We start from the raw sequence: 17,536 nt of genomic DNA, 5'->3' as shown, positions 1-17,536 counted from the left end.
ATATAAATAAGTAAAGATATGGAGGGTGAAAAGATGAAGGTTCTTGCTGTTACAGCATGTCCTGTAGGGATTGCTCATACGTATATGGCTGCAGAAAACCTGCAAAAAGCAGCAGAAGAGTTGGATATAGATATCAAAGTGGAAACACAAGGGTCTATTGGTGTTGAGAACGAATTAAGTACAAAAGATATTGAATCGGCGGAAGCTATCATAATAGCTGCAGATAAAGATATAGAAAAAGATCGTTTTGCAGGAAAACCATTAATTATAGGTGGTGTACAAGACGGAATTCGTCACTCTAAGGAGTTGCTACAAAGAGTAAAAGACGGAAATGTTCCTGTTTATAAACAAGAACAGCAGTCAGTAGATCAAGTGAAGCAAAACCGTAAACAGAAAGAAAATCCGATTTATCGTCATTTGATGAATGGGGTTTCTTACATGGTTCCTTTCATTGTAGTAGGCGGTCTTCTTACTGCAATTGCTTTGACACTTGGTGGTGAACAGACCCCGGAAGGAATTGTTGTACCTGAGGGAACTATATGGAGTCAAATCGAAGCGCTTGGTGCAGCAGGTTTTTCATTTATGGTGCCGATTCTGGCCGGTTTTATTGCAGTAAGTATTGCAGACAGGCCAGGTCTTGTACCAGGACTCATCGGTGGATATATTGCTGCAAATGGAAGCTTCTATGGAAGTGAAGCCGATGCAGGATTTATCGGAGGTATTATTGCCGGATTTTTAGCTGGTTATATTACGCTAGCAATAAAAAAAATAAAAGTACCTCAAGCTGTACAACCGGTAATGCCGATTATAATTATTCCAATTATTTCAACAACTATTGTCGGACTGCTCTTTATCTTAGTTATTGGAGCTCCAGTTGCTCAGTTGTTTGAAGGATTGACTTCCTGGCTGTCGGGAATGCAAGGCGCAAGCTCTATTCTTCTTGCACTCATCCTTGGCGGAATGATTGCAATTGATATGGGCGGTCCATTTAATAAAGTAGCCTTCTTATTTGGATCGGCCATGATTATTGAAGGTAATTATGAAATTATGGGAGCAATTGCTGTTGCTATTTGTATCCCGCCTGTTGGGCTGGGTCTTGCTTCCATGATAAATAAGAAAAAATTTAATAAAGGGGAACAAGAAACTGGGAAAGCATCATTTACAATGGGCTTATTTGGAATTACAGAAGGTGCCATTCCATTTGCTGCACAAGATCCGTTACGTGTCATTCCGAGTATTGTGATTGGCTCGATGACAGGTTCCATCATTGCTATGATAGGTGGTGTTGGAGATAGAGTTGCTCATGGAGGACCAATTGTAGCAGTACTCGGAGCGGTAGATAATGTTATTATGTTCTTTGTAGCAGCCGCTGCAGGTATCTTGGTAACCGTTGGTGTTGTAAGTTTATTGAAGAAAAAAGTAGATGAAATTCCTGTTGTATCAGAAGAGGAACAGGAGCGAGCAAACACTTTCCAGCGGTCTGAACAAGATACACAGGAAAGTGCAGTTACAGAAACAGAAATGCACCAGCTGACCGATATTATGAATCACAATCTAATTAAAATGCAGTTAGTTTCGGAAACAAAAGAGGAAACAATTAAAGAATTAGTCGATAAACTAGATAAAGAAGGCATTTTAACATCAAAAGATACTTTCTACCAAGCTATCCTGGAAAGAGAAGAAGAAGGTACAACTGGTTTAGGCATGCACATTGCTATTCCGCATGGAAAATCAACAAGTGTTCGCAAACCGGCGGTAGTATTTGGAATTCGCCAAGAAGGTGTAGAATGGAATAGTATGGATGATAAAAAAGCGAAATTGATTTTTATGATTGCTGTTCCAGAAGAAGCTGCAGGAGATGCACATTTGAAAATTTTACAAATGCTTTCTAGAAAGTTGATGGATGAAGATTATCGAAAGGCTCTCTTGGAAGCAACGGATAAGCAAGAAATATGGAAATTGCTTGAGGAAGTGCAGTAAAAAAGGTATAGTATACTAGAAAACTAGTCTTCGTTTAAAAGTATTCTGGAGGTTTCCCATGCAACAAAAGAAGTATTATTTAGAAACAGTAAATCCAACCAATATAAATAGCAAAGTCCTTCATAATTATTTGCTGCAGGACTTTGATCGAATTGAATTACTTCCTCGTTTTGTATTGAATCGCAATTTGAAGAAGGGTGTTATGAAAGCTGTCTATCTAACAGATGGCCAAGAAAAATATGGTTATGCTATTTATCAGCAAGTAGCTGCATTTGATGGTATTTTTATTTCTTATTTAGCTGTGCGTTCGAAACATAGAGGGAGCGGGCTGGGAAGTGAACTCATGCGCCAGTTAAAAAGTTTATCCGCCAATGGTATTTTATTGGAGGTAGAAGATCCGGATAAAGCAAAGGGAGAGCAAGATTATACCAACAGGCTTCGCCGGATTCAGTTCTATGAACGGAATGGCTTGCATCTGAACCCGAATATAAAAATCAATTCCTTTTTTGTTCCATTAAGAATGATGAGTAATGTAGATAAAATAGATGATTATGATATTACTTTCTATCGGCAGTTATATAATCGGATTTGGAGATGGCCTTTAGGGAGTGTTTTCGTTCGAAAATATACGTGATAAAAATAATATTTTGTATAAAAAAGAAGTGGAGTCAGCCTCCAACTTCTTTTTTATATGTCTTAAATTTAACTCCCAATAAAGCATTGTCTCCATCTTTTCTCCCCTCACTATCTGAAGTATGTTTTGAAATGATAGAAGTAATGGGCATAACATGGCGATTTTTTGATTTAACAAGAAAAGGAAATTATTATGGAGAACCGTCCGTAAAAATCCTGCAAAATGAAGATTTGTTTTGATAGACAGAGAATAGAATATCGCTCTTTTTTTACACGAGATATCATAATAAGGAATGTAAAAGATGAAAGGATTCGGGGCAACTAGCTAATCATATAGTAAAAAAGGACAAGAAATAGAATGGAAGTAAACGAATTAAGCAATAAAATGACAAGGTTTATTTGTTAAAACGATTAAATTATTACTTTTTGGATACCAATTGTAATAAACTATTAACATTTTTGTAACCTAGTGTTTAGGAAAAATGTGCTAATATTGAAACTGTCGAATATTTAAGGGGGACTACATAATGAAAAAATTAGTAGCTACGGTTGCTACGGGTGTCATTCTAGGCGGCTCTTGTTTATCAAATGTTTCAGCAGCGGGATATCAGGTACAAAATGGTGATAATTTATGGAATATAGCAAAAGAACATAGTACAACTGTTGACCAATTATTTGATTTAAATAATTTAAAGTCATCTCTTATTCATCCAAATCAATTATTAATTATTGACGAACAATATAAGGTACAAATGGGCGATACATTATCTGGTATTGGACATAAACTAGGTGTAACAGTTACTGATTTGAAAGAATGGAATAATCTTGAATCAGATCTTATTTTTATTGGTCAGATGTTAACTATTAAGAAATCAAATGTGGAACAAAATAATGCACCGGTTGCACAAAAATCTGATAATAAATCAGCTAATGAAGATGAATTGAATGAAAATAATCAGTCAAGTGAAGATATAGAAGCAGCAAAAGCAGAGGAAGAAGCTAGAGAAGCAGAAGAAGCTAGAGAAGCAGAAGAAGCTAAAGAAGCAGAAGAAGCTAAAGAAGCAGAAGAAGCTAAAGAAGCAGAAGAAGCTAGAGAAGCAGAAGAAGCTAGAGAAGCAGAAGAAGCTAAAGAAGCAGAAGAAGCTAAAGAAGCAGAAGAAGCTAAAGAAGCAGAAGAAGCTAGAGAAGCAGAAGAAGCTAGAGAAGCAGAAGAAGCTAGAGAAGCAGAAGAAGCTAGAAAAGCAGAAGAAGCTAAAGAAGCAGAAGAAGCTAGAGAAGCTAGAGAAGCTAGAGAAGCTAGAGAAGCTAGAGAAGCAGAAGAAGCTAGAGAAGCAGAAGAAGCTAAAGAAGCAGAAGAAGCTAAAGAAGCAGAAGAAGCTAAAGAAGCAGAAGAAGCTAGAGAAGCAGAAGAAGCTAAAGAAGCAGAAGAAGCTAAAGAAGCAGAAGAAGCTAAAGAAGCAGAAGAAGCTAGAGAAGCAGAAGAAGCTAGAGAAGCAGAAGAAGCTAAAGAAGCAGAAGAAGCTAGAGAAGCAGAAGAAGCTAGAGAAGCAGAAGAAGCTAGAGAAGCAGAAGAAGCTAGAGAGGCAGAAGAAGCTAGAGAAGCAGAAGAAGCTAGAGAAGCAGAAGAAGCTAGAAAAGCAGAAGAAGCTAAAGAAGCAGAAACTGTAAATTCTACAGAAAATGAGGAACCTGTAACGGAAACCAACACAGAACAAGCTAGCGGTGAAACAATCTCTGTAACTTCTACCGCGTATACAGCTAACTGTGAAGGATGTTCTGGTGTTACATCAACCGGAATTGACTTAAATGCAAACCCGAATGAAAAGGTAATTGCTGTTGATCCAAATGTGATTCCGCTAGGTACAGAAGTGTATGTTGAAGGCTATGGTAATGCAGTAGCGGGCGATATTGGCGGCGCAATTAACGGTAATAAAATCGATGTTCATGTTCCGACACGTGATGAGGCTCTTAACTGGGGCGTACGTGAAGTTAATGTGACTGTAGTAGAATAGCAGAAACTTAATAGAAAAAATTGAGGGAAAGTACTTTATAATAAGGTACTTTCCTTTTTTATGGTACGAGTAAAGTAATCGCAGGTAAGTAGTATACATTTCTAAAAAGAATCTGGTCCGTTTACTTCTTTTAGATATGATCATTGATACAAACCCGGTTTAGGCAGGAAAACATGATAACTTGTTTTTAGAGGATGTTCAAAAAGTCCAACAAAAATGACACTGCGAATTCTCTAGTTGACGTGTTTTTTCCGGTACGCACGTATTTAGAAGCATACGCTCCGCTTGTAAAAAACACGTCGCCTTAAACTTCTTGGTCCTTTTTATCGAACTTTTTGAATACGCACTTTTAGGCTTTTATTTTAGCAAAAAATGAGTATCTCCTATCTTGTTGATGGTATATTCTATAATTCGTATCTACTACTATCTTCTAGTATAACTAGCTTGTATATAGTATAATCGGATTGTTTGATTTTACAAACGCTGTATTTAAATACATTTTATAGAAAGGGGGCAGCAAAAATGGCTGGACAAAATCAGAAGGAATCTCGAACGTATGTTGAAATCATCGGTGATACCGTTGTCGGGAAGCATTTAATTGTTACGATTTGTATCAGTGTTGTGCTCAGTTTTATTGGTTTTTTCACAGGCAGGGAGCTTATTTTCCCGCGTATTGCCCCTGAAGAAATGATTGCATCCTATTCCTTGCTGCTGGGTATTGCCGGCAGTGTGACAGGTCTGATTGTAAACACATTTCTATGGAAACCAAATCGAACGCTGAATGAAACTGCGTCTACCAATGCAGAACTATCGGAAATATATGAGAACCTGCAGTTGGATATGGAAGAAGAACGTGCTTCTATTTTAAATGATCCGGTTATCGCAGAAGAGATGAAAGAACAGGGTTTTTATGACATGTTTATTCCTGATGAAAAAAACGATTATACACAAGAAAAGAAGAAATAGTGGAAAGAGGAGAATGAACGAAGATGGATGTGGTATTGATATCAATCGTATTAGCGGTTATTGCGGGGCTTATATTTACTGCTGTCGGTTTAATTTCTGGTTCGGATGAAACCGCTGTGCTTGTTCCTGCAACTTTAATTGTTGTGTTATTAGGAGCACCTCCAGAGGCTGTTTTTGCCTTTTTCATGTCTGCCGTGCTGTCGAAGCATCTTACGCATGCGATTCCTACTACATTAATGGGAGTCCCGGGAGATACCACAGCAACACCAATGCTGGACCATGCGAACTTTATGCGGCGAATTGGGCTACCGCACATTGCCCTGCGGAAAATGATTTCCGGCGGGGTTGTTGGCGCCTTTATTGCGCTTCCTATTTCTTTGGCATTTGCTGTGTTTTTGAGTCAGTTCGGGGATTTTTTCCAAGAGAACTCCGGCATTATATTTACGCTGGCTGCTGTGCTGATTGGTTATTTTTCCAAAGGACGCTGGGCAAGCATTATTTTAATTATTCCGCTTGCACTTGTGATCCAAGGGCTGAACTTGATCAGCACAAATATTTTGGGAACAGGCTTATCGATTAGTTTCTTCTTGGGGATTGCCATCGGACCGATGTTTACTGATATTTTATTAGCCTCTTCTGCGAGCGGGCGTGCGCTGATTCAGCGGCAGCAGCCAAATGAATATAAATTAGCTCCGGAAAAGAAATCTTGGTCGGGCTATTTTCCGAATCCGTTCAAGGTGTTAACGAAAAAACAAACTGCATCGGTTGGCGGGACATCCTTTTTAGCCTCTCTGACCTTTGCATTAAGTCCGGTCGGGATGACAGCGTTGATGGGGGAAATAGTCGGCTCTCGTGTGAAAGGGCAATATAAAAAATCAACCACCAGCTTATCCACGATGAATGGGGTAACGGAATCTACCTATATTGCAGAAACAATTATTCCGCTTGTTGCTTTTGGAATTCCGCTCAGTCCTGTGGCAATCGGGCCGGCGCAAGCGTTATTTAATGCGCCGCCGGTATTTACAACTGAACCGGTTCATAACTTACATACGTTAATGGAACCGATGGATTTTCTTTTATATGGGTTGATTGGGATTATTGTTGCTGCGGTTATCGCGTATCCATTTTCAATGAATTTTGCGAGAAAAGCGACTGTGCTTGTATTAAAGCATATTAATCAGGAAGCTATTATTGCCATGTTTATCGGGGTGGTTACGCTGCTTGCTTTTTATGAAGGCGGGCTTGTCAGTGTGACGGTTACTTTTGCGATGGCGATGGTTGGCGGTTTATTGAATCGTTTCCTTGGTGTAGGAATCGGTGTTCAATTTATGATATTCTATGGTTCTGGATGGATTGTAACGGCGTTATTGGGAATGTAGTATGAAACATAGCGGGGCAGTGGAAACGTGCTCCGCTATATCTATATAACAGCAGCAATCTATCAAACACGAAACATCCCTGCAAATATGATATGATATCAACGGAAAGGGTGTGGAACGTATGAAATTAATCGCAATTGATTTAGATGGCACATTACTAGGAGAAGATGGAAAAATCAGTGCAGCGAATCAGGAAGCTATCCGCATGAGACAAGCGGCTGGGGATATTGTTGCTTTTTGCTCTGGAAGATCTTTGCATGATATGCAGCAAATTGCGGCATTATCCAATATAGAGGTTCCGCTGATTTGTGCGAACGGCTCATTAACCAGTGTGAATGGAGAGATTATTCGCAGCCAGATACTGGTTTCTGACAAGTTAACGGAAATCATGGATACCGTTTCTCAATCGGGATTGTATTTTGAAATCTATACAAATAAAGGTGTTTATATTCAAAAAGATAAAAAGCAGATTTTAGAGGCGGAGAAGGAAGCTCTTTTTGATACACCGGAAGAAAAAGAAAAAGCAGCACATATTATCCACATACAAAATAAGCAGTACGGTGTGGTGGAAGTAGATGATTACTTAGAGGCTGGTGTTACGGAGCTGGATCCGTATAAAGTGTTTATTTTGTCCTTTCGCCGGGAAGCGTTGGAAAAGCTTGCGGAAGGCTGGGAAAACAGGGAGGACCTCTCCATGACCACTTCAGGGTATCAAAAATTAGAGATTGCCCATCCGGATGCGAGTAAAGGAAACGCATTGGAAGAACTGGCAAACTATTATCAAATTACCCAAGCAGATACGGCTTGCATCGGGGATAATCTGAATGATATTTCTATGTTTGAATATGCGGGGACTTCTGTTGCCATGCAAAATGCAGAACCGGAAGTAAAAAAATACGCAGATGATGTTACCAGCAGTAACGATGCGGACGGGGTCAGTTATGCCTTACGTGAAATAATTAAATAAAAAGCAGCGGCTATCATTCTTTAGATAACAAAATCCGAATCCGTTTCACACGTTTCAATAAGAAATTGTGGACTGGATTCGGATTTTATTTATTATCAAGTTTTTATTCTTCTACTTTTTCAACGGATTTTTTCTTCACGAATTGAAACAGACCAACTTCATGCGCTGCCTGAAATGCACTGACTACGAATGGACCAAATATAAGGCCGAGTACACCGAAGAAAACAAAACCGAAATACATGGATAAAACGGTCGGCAGTGCAGCAAGTCCCATTTGATTGCCGAGTACCTTTGGCTCTGTAATCCGTCTGATGATAAGCAGGAATAAGGCTAATATCATCAGTTGCAGACCTGTTGGAACGTCGCCGATAAGCATCATCACGCCGCCCCAAGGGACAAGGATTAATGCCGGACCGACATATAGTGGAATAATATCCACGAGCCAGATGATAAAGGTCATGAAAAGCGCGAAATGTGGTGATATATATAATAAACTGAGATAAGTCAGTATAAAAATCATCACGCTCAGCAGGAATTGGGCTTTCCAATATCCCCAGAAAACGGTTTTTAGACGCTGGAAGAATGTTTTCAGTTTTGTCGCTGTTTTGTCAGGGAAAAGAGCGAAAAATGCTTGAAATAGTTTTGGTAAATCAAGGCTGAATAAAAAGAAGGTTATCAAATAAACCAGCGAAACAAAGAGCAGGTTAGGAATGGATTGCACCCAGGATCCTAACATACCAATGAAGTCCTCGACCAAGTCATATCCTGTATTCAACAGCCGATCAGATTGGCGATTCAACTCACTAATGATTGATTCGCGCTGCGGTGAATCTTCAATTAAGTCATTGAAGCGGTAAATAACTTCGTCGATAACCGTTTGGATTTCACTTCCGTATCTGGGAACATTTTGCCCCCACTCGACGATACGGCTGATTGCGCTGGTAAGCATCACATAAACTAATCCGCAGGCGATAACGACGAACGATGTAAAAACAATCGTGACAGGCCAGATTCGTTTCTCTGTCTTGAGCGATTTTTTTAATAGATTCACCAGCGGTTCGACGATGATTGCTGTTAATAATGCCAGTAAAACAGGCACAAATACGGAAAAGTAAAAGTATAAAAACACACCTATTGCTACAATTAATAAGCCGATCGTTATTTTTTTGATGAGTGATTGATTTAACAAATAATTTCCTCCCGCTAGTAAGCCAATTGATTACAACAATATTATTTTATCGTTCGATTTCGAAAATGTAAAATGGTTCAATGGTATGGAGGGGTGATTTAGTAAGTTAGACATGAATTATATATTGGATTTTAACTTACGTACTTTAAAAGTGACTTCCATTCTTCAGGGAAAAGGTATGATTGCTCCTTCCATATAGCTGTTAACACAGATGAGAAGGTGAGGAGTAAGGCAACCGCTGCGGCGGACCGTTTTGCTTTCCTAGGGGCACGCTCTTCAGCTAACTTTTGCCAAGAAGATCGCTTGGCAAAAGTGGATCTTCAGAGGGTGCTGATCCCTCAGGAGTCAAAACGGTCCGCCTTCGCTAGTGGGGTGTTCTATGCATGAAATAGTTGAACAAATAAAAGTAGATCAGGAAGAACACATTTTTCGTAGTGCTCGTAGTGCATGGTAAAAATGTTCCGCAATCTTTTTTCTGTGCATGAAAGCTATACTCGATATGAGATCCATGCTGTCATGCAATCATTTGAAACACCAGAAAGATGGTTTATTTAAGCTGAAAAGCGATTATTTCATCTCACTTCAATAGGATGTTATTTCTTCCAAACGTTGTAGCGTCTTATCAGAGCACAGGCCAACCACCGAGACTCCTAGTCGGCTAAGACCGGTCACGTCCTGTGACCAACGGCCGACACTAGGACGTCCTGGGACTGCGCTTACTCGCCCCACCGAAAACATTTGTCCGTCGTGGGAACAGGGCGAGCTGAAGATCCACTTGAAAAGCGGTTTTCTTTTCAAGTTAGCTGAAGCCGTCCCCATGGCAGACTAAGAACGCAACGTCCTGGGGTTGCGCTTACTCACCCCATTAAAACCGTTGTTGCAACGTCTGCACTAGTACGTCCTGGGACTGCGGTTACTCGCCCCATCAAAAACCGTTGTACGTCGGAAAGCGAAGTGGTTGGCCGGAGCGGAAGCTACATACCATTTCCTGTTCAAAAAATAAAAGAATGATTGAAAGAAAACCAAGCATGATAATAGAGTTCATGTTCACAAGGTTTATATGCGTATTTTTTGGAGCGGAAGTTGCGTGGTATCATTTTTATTATTTTGTCGAAATGTAAGGTTTTTTATAAGAATTTGCTGAAATGTATTATAAATAAATGCATCTCCATATTGACAGCTTGCTAAACGAATAATATTCTATTAATAATCGTTTCAATTTTGTAAAAAAGGAGGGGTATGGTGGCTAAACGAAAAATTCAATCGAATGATAAAGGTTTTAAGAAAAGGTATTGGGCCGTGCCGGATGCATTCATCATTATATTTGGAATATCTGTACTCGCGGCAATTGCGACTTATATCATTCCGGCGGGGATGTATGAGCGGGAAGAAGTAGGCGATATTACACAAGCTGTGCCGGGGAGTTTCAGATTTGTGGATTCCTCGCCTGCATCGTTAATGGATTTATTTCTTGCTATTCAACAAGGGATGATTGAATCCGGGAATATCATATTTTTGATATTTATGATAGGAGGAACGGTCGCTATTCTGGAATCGACAGGTGCGATTGATGCTGGGATAAATACGCTGATACGCAAGACAAGAGGCAATAAAACATTACTTATTGCGGTAGTCAGTGCTATTTTCGGGATTATCTGTACTGTGGGTGTTGCTTCGAATGCGGTTATTGCTTTTATCCCGATCGGTATTGGGCTGGCACGGGCTATGAAATTAGATGCGATTGCTGGTGTGGCAATTGTGTATCTCGGCTATTATGTCGGAAATACAGCTGGTGTGTTAGAGCCTACCATTTTAGGCATTGCTCAAACTATCGCGGAGCTCCCGTTGTTTTCAGGTCTGCTTCTGCGTTTGGCTGTATTTATTGCTTTGCTTGCTGTAACCATTATTTATGTTTGCAGGTATGTGAACAAAATCAGCAGGGATCCGAGCCAGAGTTTAATGGCGGATAATCCCTTTATGGACAATCCCAGCGCGGAAGTGAATGGGGAACATAGCAATGATACATTTACGAAAAAACATATTGTCATTATTCTGATCTTTTTTAGTTTTATCGGTATATTTCTATATGGTGCGTTGAATCTTGGCTGGTCTATTGATGAACTTTCCGCTATCTTTATCATGATGGGCGTCACGGTTGCGATTGTTGATAAGATAACACCGAATGAATTTATGAGAAGGTTTATGAATGGTGCAAGGAGTATTACATACGGGGCTCTCGTAGTCGGAATAGCCAGAGCCGTTATTGTTGTCATGGAAGATGGCAGAATACTCGACACGATTGTTCATGGTGCTCTGATTCCACTGGAATCGTTACCTGTTATTTTAGGCGCTCAAGCACTTTATCTATTTAATTTGCTGTTTAATTTACTCGTGACATCCGGCAGCGGACAGGCTTCGATTGTAATGCCTTTGATGGTTCCTCTGGTCGATATGCTTGATATTACTCGTCAGACTGGTGTGTTAGCATTGAAATTGGGCGATGGAATTACAAATATTATTACACCTACTTCTGGTGTACTGATGGCAGTACTTGCTATCGGGAAGGTTTCGTGGACTAAATGGGTAAGGTTTGTTTTTCCTCTGGTTTTATGGTGGACAGCAGTAGGTGCTGTATTTATGGGAATTGCAGTTATGATTAACTACGGTCCATTTTAAGCATTTGGTTGATGGAATGGTTACGCTGTTTATTCTTTGAATAGGCAGCTCTCTTTTTAAATAAGAAGCAGCGATTTTCGTTTGAAAATTTTCTAAAACGGAAAGAGATACAAGTAGAGTAATAAATAATCAAGTTGGAGGAAGTAATGATGCAAGTATATGAAGAAAAACATTTTAATGACATGTTGGAAATGCTTGAACAACTGGTGAATACGGACAGCGGTTCAAATGATAAAGCTGGTGTGGATCAGGTTGGTACATTTCTCCGGCAAGCATATGAACAGATCGGGTTTGTTTCAGAAGTGCATGAAAGTGAAGTATATGGAAATTCCATCACATTGCGCCATCAAGATGCCACAAATCCGGACATTTTAATTTTGGCGCATATGGATACGGTTTTTCCGGCGGGAACGGCGGAAGAACGGCCGTTTACTATTCGTGAAGGACGGGCGTATGGACCTGGTGTTATCGATATGAAAGCAAGCCAGGCTATGGTGTTTTATGCGATGAAAACTTTAATAGAACAGCAAAACGAAGCTTATAAGCATGTTGAAATTGTGCTTAACAGTGATGAAGAAGTAGGGACAGTTTCATCCAGAGCGCTGATTGAAGAAAGAGCGAAAGGAAAAAAAGCTGCTCTTGTTATGGAGCCGGCAAGAGAAGATGGTTCCATTGTGAGTTCGCGGCGTGGAAGCGGACGTTATGACCTCGATATTAAAGGACGTTCCGCGCATTCCGGGATGAATCCAGAACGCGGAATCAATGCGATTGAAGAGCTGGCGCATAAAATTATCGAGTTACAAGGTCTTGCCGACCCAGATAATAATTTGCATATCAATGTTGGAATGGTGGAAGGAGGCACTTCCGTCAATACCATAGCGCCATCTGCTAAGGCTGCTATTGATGTGCGCATCAGCACAGCATCCCAAGGAGGGGCTATTGATAAAGAAATTCAAGCTATTGCCCGGGAGAGTGCTGTTGCTGGAACGGAAATCACATTAACAGGTGGAATCAACCGCCCGCCAATGGAATGGACGGACGAGGTGCAGCGTCTTGTTGACCTCATCCAGGCCGAAGCTGGAAAAATTGGATTGAACGTTACGGATACAGCAACCGGCGGCGGATCAGACGCATCCTTTACAGCAGCAATGGGCATTCCGACCGTTGACGGTCTGGGACCTGTTGGCGGAAAGCAGCATACCAGTGAAGAATATCTGGTAGTGGACAGTTTGAAGGAACGCATGACGTTATTTACGAATGTGTTGCAGCGGTTAAGTGAGGAATAAAAGGTTTTGATGGTATAAGATACCTGGCAAAACTTCTTTTCGAATCGTGTTTTAACATGAAAAGATGAAATAATGGGATGGGTGCTTTTCACTGAAAGGCACCCATCTATTTGTGATGCGGAGGTTCCGCTTATTCGTGCAAAAAAGCTTGTTTTTTCTATTGGGCAAAACAGCTGTTATTCTTGCGACGGGCGGATATAAAAGCCGGCAACCTCATGATTGTCGTTAATAGATACAGTGAAGACAGTAGACTGGTCACCGAATGCCCCTTCGTAAATAAAGGTATAGTATGCATCTGCCTGCTGTTCATCTACATAATCAAATCCCGTGAAGGCACCAAATTCTGTCTCCATTTCATTCCAAATTGCTTCTAAATCGCCGGCAGCCATTTCCGTCTCCATCACCTCATCATAAAGTGCTTCTGCTTCTTCATAATTCCCCTCGCTTACTAGCGTTAAAAATTTCTCCGAGGTTTCCGATGCTTCTTCCGATGTGATCGAAATCGAGTTATCGCTGCCATTTTCTTCGCTGTTGTCAGCTTCAGTGGTGGAAGCTTCTTCCTGATTATTGTTATTATCACTTTCGGAAGCGGAGTCTGTGTCCCCGCAAGCTGCTAAAAATGGAATCAATAACAGGACAATGCCTGCAAGCAAGAATAGTTTTATTTTCATGATGATACACTCCTTTTAATACGTTAATTGATGACTCACTCTGTTTGTTCTTTTATCCACTGGCTAATATCTGTTATAACCTGTTCATCCACATGCCCGGGAATATTGTATTCCTCCACTGTACCTTTGTTTTCTCCTTGGGAAAGAATAAAGTTATGATTCAGGTTTGGATAGGATTTCAACGTTGCTTGTGCTTCGTTTTCAAAGATATCTTCCCATGCGGCGAAATCGTTCTCCATGGTTACCTGAAAATCCGCTTCCCCCTGAAGAATCAACAGCGGTTTATTGGAATCACGTGCGATTTGACCGACATCGTACTGATCCATTTCATGAAAATAATATCCGCTCATGCCGCCAAAGTTATATTCCATAGTTTCTATCGGGGGCATATCTTGTAAACGCGCTGCAAGGTCTTTAAATTCCTCTGCTTGCTCTTTTCTTTGAGCGGCTGCTGCTTCACTTAGATTGTCAGGGATGGAATCGATTTGCTGGTCATACATGATTTCCCACAATGGACGCGGAGATCCTGCCAGCAGAATCATTCCAGCTGTATCTGCTTCCTCATCAATTCGCGGTGCAACCATGCCGCCCAGAGAATGCCCGCCGATATAGGCTTGATCGGTCTGGATGCGATCATCATTCTGAAGTATTTCTGCTGCTTCCACGGCATCATGAATCGTCTCTTCCTGTACCGTGATGGCCGCACCTAGCTCTGTTGCCATTTTCTCGCCGTGTGTATAGGTTCGTTTATCATAACGCAAAACGGCAACTCCGTCCTCTGCTAATCCATAAGCAATATCTTGAAAAGGCTTGTAACTGTAGATAGATTCATTCCTATCATTGGGACCGGAACCATGTACAAGGACAACAGCCGGGAAAGGCCCATCCTCTTTAGCAGGCAAGGTCAATACAGCATCCAACGGGTATCCTTCTTCCGCTTCGATTGTTATCTCTTCCTCCATCACGGAATCAGGTAATGTTAATTCTTCTGCTGGTGGTGCTATTTCTAAACGCTCCAGTCTTTCATCATCATTCCAAATCATATCCACCTCCAAGGTTATATCATCAAAAATAACTTCTCCTGCAACGGTTGTTTCTTCCTCCCCAGTAGTTGCTTCCAAATGATTGATTTCTTCCAGGTTATTTCCGCTGTGTGCTTCCCAGGACAATTGCAGTTCAGAAGCCGGGTATTTTTCTGAGAGTGCATCTGAAAAGAATGTTTCTGTTACTTGTTGGTATTCTTCCTCCTGTAATTGCTGCAGCATATCTTCTGTGTTCTTTTCTGCTATGTTCTCCTGATCAGTACAGGCAGAAAGCAAGAACAGCATCAGGACAACCGGGAATATGTACCTTCTAGGCAAAATAATTTCCTCCTTTCCATCGGATTAGTATAGGAAAGCTCTGCCATTCCTTACGATTTGTGCAAGCATTATGTTTCAAAACAGTCTAATTATTTGTTGGTTCCCGCTTATTTCGTTAAGATGGAATTATACTAGTGAAAACCGGATTGAAAATGGATGGATAAAGAAAGAGGTGGAAGAGATGCCAACAAAGACAGAAGTTTTTGAAGTGAAAACAAATCAGAAGCAAGAATTCGTTTTTTTAGATAAACAATTGGATGAAATATTGGATAACAGCGGTGTGCAGGAAGGAATGATGATTGTCTATTGTCCGCATACAACCGGCGCGATTACCATTAATGAAAATGCAGATCCGGATGTGCGCCGTGATTTATCGCTTGGTCTGAATGAAACTTTTCCGAATAAAGCAGCCTATGTTCATATGGAAGGCAATTCTGACGGGCATATGAAGTCATCGGTTGTAGGCGCGAGTGAGACATTGATTATTTCAAACGGCCGGCTGGTTCTTGGAACATGGCAAAGTGTCTATTTTTGTGAATTTGACGGGCCAAGAACACGGAAGGTACATGTGAAAATAATAGAAGGTTAAGACAGAAGAAGGGAAGAGGAGACAGTGTTTTGACGATAGAAACGTTATTATATCACCCGCACAGACATGTTGCATTAGAAGGAACACAGAATATCCGTGATTTAGGAGGCTATCCGACAAAGGACGGCAAGCAGACCAAATGGGGGAAATACTACCGGGCCGATTCCCTGCACCTGGTGGCTCCTGAGGGCCATGCTTTTTTACAAGAAGAAAAAGGCATTCATACAATAATTGATTTGCGTCTGAGTGTAGAAGGAAAATATAAGAAAAAAGATAAAGCACGGTATGATTTCCACAATATCCCGTTAATTGATCCGGCTACATTTACTACAAAGAAACCTGCAACATTGGTTGAAATGTATATTCTTATGTTAGAGAGCAGCAAAGTGAAATTCCAGGAAATCATGGATGTTTTCCTGGAAAAAAGAGGGGAGCCTGTTCTTTTCCATTGTCGTGTCGGGAAAGACCGTACTGGTGTGCTTGCAGCTATTTTATTAGATTTGGCCGGTGTTCCAAGAGATATTATTGTGGAAGACTATGCTTTAACCGGCGTATATAAAGAGCTAACAGAAGAAGAACTGCATAAACGTCCGCCAATGATGTCACGCAAACAATTTAAGACTATGCTTGGCTGTGACCCTTCGTATATGGAGGAGTTTTTGGACTATTTATATAAAGAATACGGGAATGCAGCCGGCTTTTTAAAGGCAGTTGGTTTGACGGACGAAGAGATCACGTTGTTGCATGCTGATTTCATAGAAGAAGTGTAAGTGAGAAGGGGCAAACGGTTTTTATGCCGGTGCTCCTTTTTACTTTCCGATGATTGATTAGCGCCCGTATGCGCCGGGAGAATAAAACATGGCAAGCTGCGTCTTTCAAAGGGCAGCTTGCCATGTTTTATTTAATAGTATGGGGGATACGGGTAACCATTGTAATACCCGGGCGGTCCAGGCGGTCCGGGAGGCCCTGGGGGACCATAATATCCCATCGGACCCATTGGTCCAGGCGGTCCGGGAGGTCCTGGAGGACCATAGTATCCCGGTCCGCCGCCGGGATTAAAAGCACCGCCCAGCAGACCTCCGGCTAAACCGCCGAGAAATGGGAAAAAGAACGCCCGCTCTCCTGGCGCTTGCCGGTTCAAATGCTGGTGTGCCGGGTATGCATTATATTGGGAAGCAGGGATATCATACTGCTGCGGATGCTGATAATCCAACACTTGATATTCATCTGCATGAGAATAAGCATGGTTAGGGTCAGGTTGCATATACATTCCTCTTTTCTATATGAACTATATACCTAACTTATGCAGCTGCTTCCATTGTGTTCACCCAATTCTCTGTGCATCTCAGCTTACATATTAACGGCGAAACAGACGTATGATAAAGCTGACAATGACAATAAGAATAATGGCTCCAATCAGAGCTGGTATAATAAAGAAACCGCCGATTTCAGGTCCCCATTGTCCAAATATGGAAGAACCGAGCCAGGCTCCGATAAAACCTGCAAGAATATTTCCAATGATTCCGCCAGGTAAGTCTTTGCTTGTGATTAATCCGGCTATCCAGCCGATAATTCCGCCAACAATTAGGCTCCATATAAAACTTAGCATAAAAATCCATCCTTTCTATACTTATATATTTCTCCAGAAACATGAATTTTAAACGGAAAATCTGCATTTTTAGGTATAAAAATACATCTATCCTGAATTATTCATACCTGCAGATTAAAGAATCAAATTAAAATTTTTGGTTCATGATTTCCTATTTTTAAGCGAGAAAAGCTAAAAAATTCGTAGACAGCTGAAGGTAAATGGTATTTCTAAGAAAA

15 protein-coding genes are annotated in these 17,536 nt (G+C 40.9%); 10 read left to right on the top strand and 5 right to left on the bottom strand.

Features of this window, described 5'->3' with window-relative positions; translation table 11 throughout:
• Positions 1–33 precede the first annotated feature (33 nt).
• The 6 genes from ACFQ19_RS06220 (at position 34) to ACFQ19_RS06195 (ending at position 7,937) form a co-directional block, all read left to right on the top strand.
• Positions 34–1,980, top strand: a complete 1,947-nt coding sequence (locus ACFQ19_RS06220; RefSeq protein ID WP_379591209.1) for a fructose-specific PTS transporter subunit EIIC — start codon at positions 34–36, stop codon at positions 1,978–1,980.
• Between the two features lie 58 nt (positions 1,981–2,038).
• Positions 2,039–2,614 (top strand): GNAT family N-acetyltransferase, encoded by a 576-nt coding sequence (locus ACFQ19_RS06215; RefSeq protein WP_379591208.1) that lies wholly within the window; start codon positions 2,039–2,041, stop codon positions 2,612–2,614.
• Positions 2,615–3,140: 526 nt separating this feature from the next.
• Positions 3,141–4,625, top strand: a complete 1,485-nt coding sequence (locus ACFQ19_RS06210; RefSeq protein WP_379591207.1) for a LysM peptidoglycan-binding domain-containing protein — start codon at positions 3,141–3,143, stop codon at positions 4,623–4,625.
• A gap of 522 nt (positions 4,626–5,147) precedes the next feature.
• A complete protein-coding gene (locus ACFQ19_RS06205) occupies positions 5,148–5,591 on the top strand; it encodes a hypothetical protein (protein ID WP_379591206.1) in 444 nt (147 codons plus the stop codon).
• A 23-nt stretch (positions 5,592–5,614) separates the two neighbouring features.
• The gene (locus ACFQ19_RS06200; RefSeq protein WP_379591205.1) at positions 5,615–6,970 is read left to right on the top strand and encodes a tripartite tricarboxylate transporter permease; all 1,356 of its coding nucleotides are present in this window, start codon (positions 5,615–5,617) and stop codon (positions 6,968–6,970) included.
• A gap of 121 nt (positions 6,971–7,091) precedes the next feature.
• A complete protein-coding gene (locus ACFQ19_RS06195) occupies positions 7,092–7,937 on the top strand; it encodes a Cof-type HAD-IIB family hydrolase (protein WP_379591204.1) in 846 nt (281 codons plus the stop codon).
• Between the two features lie 103 nt (positions 7,938–8,040).
• On the opposite strand, the gene ytvI is transcribed toward ACFQ19_RS06195, so the two are convergent.
• On the bottom strand, positions 8,041–9,126 hold the full coding sequence (gene ytvI / locus ACFQ19_RS06190; protein WP_379591203.1) for a sporulation integral membrane protein YtvI: 1,086 nt from the start codon (positions 9,124–9,126) through the stop codon (positions 8,041–8,043).
• Positions 9,127–10,368: 1,242 nt separating this feature from the next.
• Between ytvI and ACFQ19_RS06185 the strand changes: the two genes are divergently transcribed.
• Both ACFQ19_RS06185 and ACFQ19_RS06180 read left to right on the top strand, forming a co-directional pair.
• A complete protein-coding gene (locus ACFQ19_RS06185) occupies positions 10,369–11,802 on the top strand; it encodes a YfcC family protein (RefSeq protein ID WP_379591202.1) in 1,434 nt (477 codons plus the stop codon).
• A 146-nt stretch (positions 11,803–11,948) separates the two neighbouring features.
• Positions 11,949–13,088 carry a M20 family metallopeptidase gene (locus ACFQ19_RS06180; protein WP_379591201.1) on the top strand — a complete coding sequence of 380 codons (1,140 nt, stop codon included), beginning with the start codon at positions 11,949–11,951 and terminating at the stop codon, positions 13,086–13,088.
• A gap of 176 nt (positions 13,089–13,264) precedes the next feature.
• Here ACFQ19_RS06180 and ACFQ19_RS06175 read toward each other — a convergent pair whose 3' ends face one another.
• Both ACFQ19_RS06175 and ACFQ19_RS06170 read right to left on the bottom strand, forming a co-directional pair.
• Positions 13,265–13,759, bottom strand: a complete 495-nt coding sequence (locus ACFQ19_RS06175) for a DUF3887 domain-containing protein (protein ID WP_379591200.1) — start codon at positions 13,757–13,759, stop codon at positions 13,265–13,267.
• Positions 13,760–13,794: 35 nt separating this feature from the next.
• Positions 13,795–15,120, bottom strand: a complete 1,326-nt coding sequence (locus ACFQ19_RS06170) for an alpha/beta hydrolase family protein (RefSeq protein ID WP_379591199.1) — start codon at positions 15,118–15,120, stop codon at positions 13,795–13,797.
• Positions 15,121–15,301: 181 nt separating this feature from the next.
• On the opposite strand from ACFQ19_RS06170, the gene ACFQ19_RS06165 reads away from it, so the two are divergent.
• Together ACFQ19_RS06165 and ACFQ19_RS06160 are read left to right on the top strand one after the other, a co-directional pair.
• Positions 15,302–15,709, top strand: coding sequence for a secondary thiamine-phosphate synthase enzyme YjbQ (locus tag ACFQ19_RS06165; protein WP_379591198.1), 408 nt, complete (start codon positions 15,302–15,304; stop codon positions 15,707–15,709).
• 29 nt (positions 15,710–15,738) lie between these two features.
• Positions 15,739–16,479: a tyrosine-protein phosphatase gene (locus ACFQ19_RS06160; RefSeq protein WP_379591197.1), complete on the top strand. Its 741-nt coding sequence runs from the start codon at positions 15,739–15,741 to the stop codon at positions 16,477–16,479.
• 131 nt (positions 16,480–16,610) lie between these two features.
• On the opposite strand, the gene ACFQ19_RS06155 is transcribed toward ACFQ19_RS06160, so the two are convergent.
• A complete protein-coding gene (locus ACFQ19_RS06155; RefSeq protein WP_379591196.1) occupies positions 16,611–16,973 on the bottom strand; it encodes a hypothetical protein in 363 nt (120 codons plus the stop codon).
• Positions 16,974–17,066: 93 nt separating this feature from the next.
• Positions 17,067–17,318: a GlsB/YeaQ/YmgE family stress response membrane protein gene (locus tag ACFQ19_RS06150; protein WP_379591195.1), complete on the bottom strand. Its 252-nt coding sequence runs from the start codon at positions 17,316–17,318 to the stop codon at positions 17,067–17,069.
• Between the last annotated feature and the right edge of the window lie 218 nt (positions 17,319–17,536).

This window comes from Oceanobacillus locisalsi, from assembly GCF_042675985.1.
Taxonomy (GTDB): Bacteria; Bacillota; Bacilli; order Bacillales; family Amphibacillaceae; genus Oceanobacillus; species Oceanobacillus locisalsi.
This window is presented reverse-complemented; position numbering and strand designations above follow the sequence as displayed.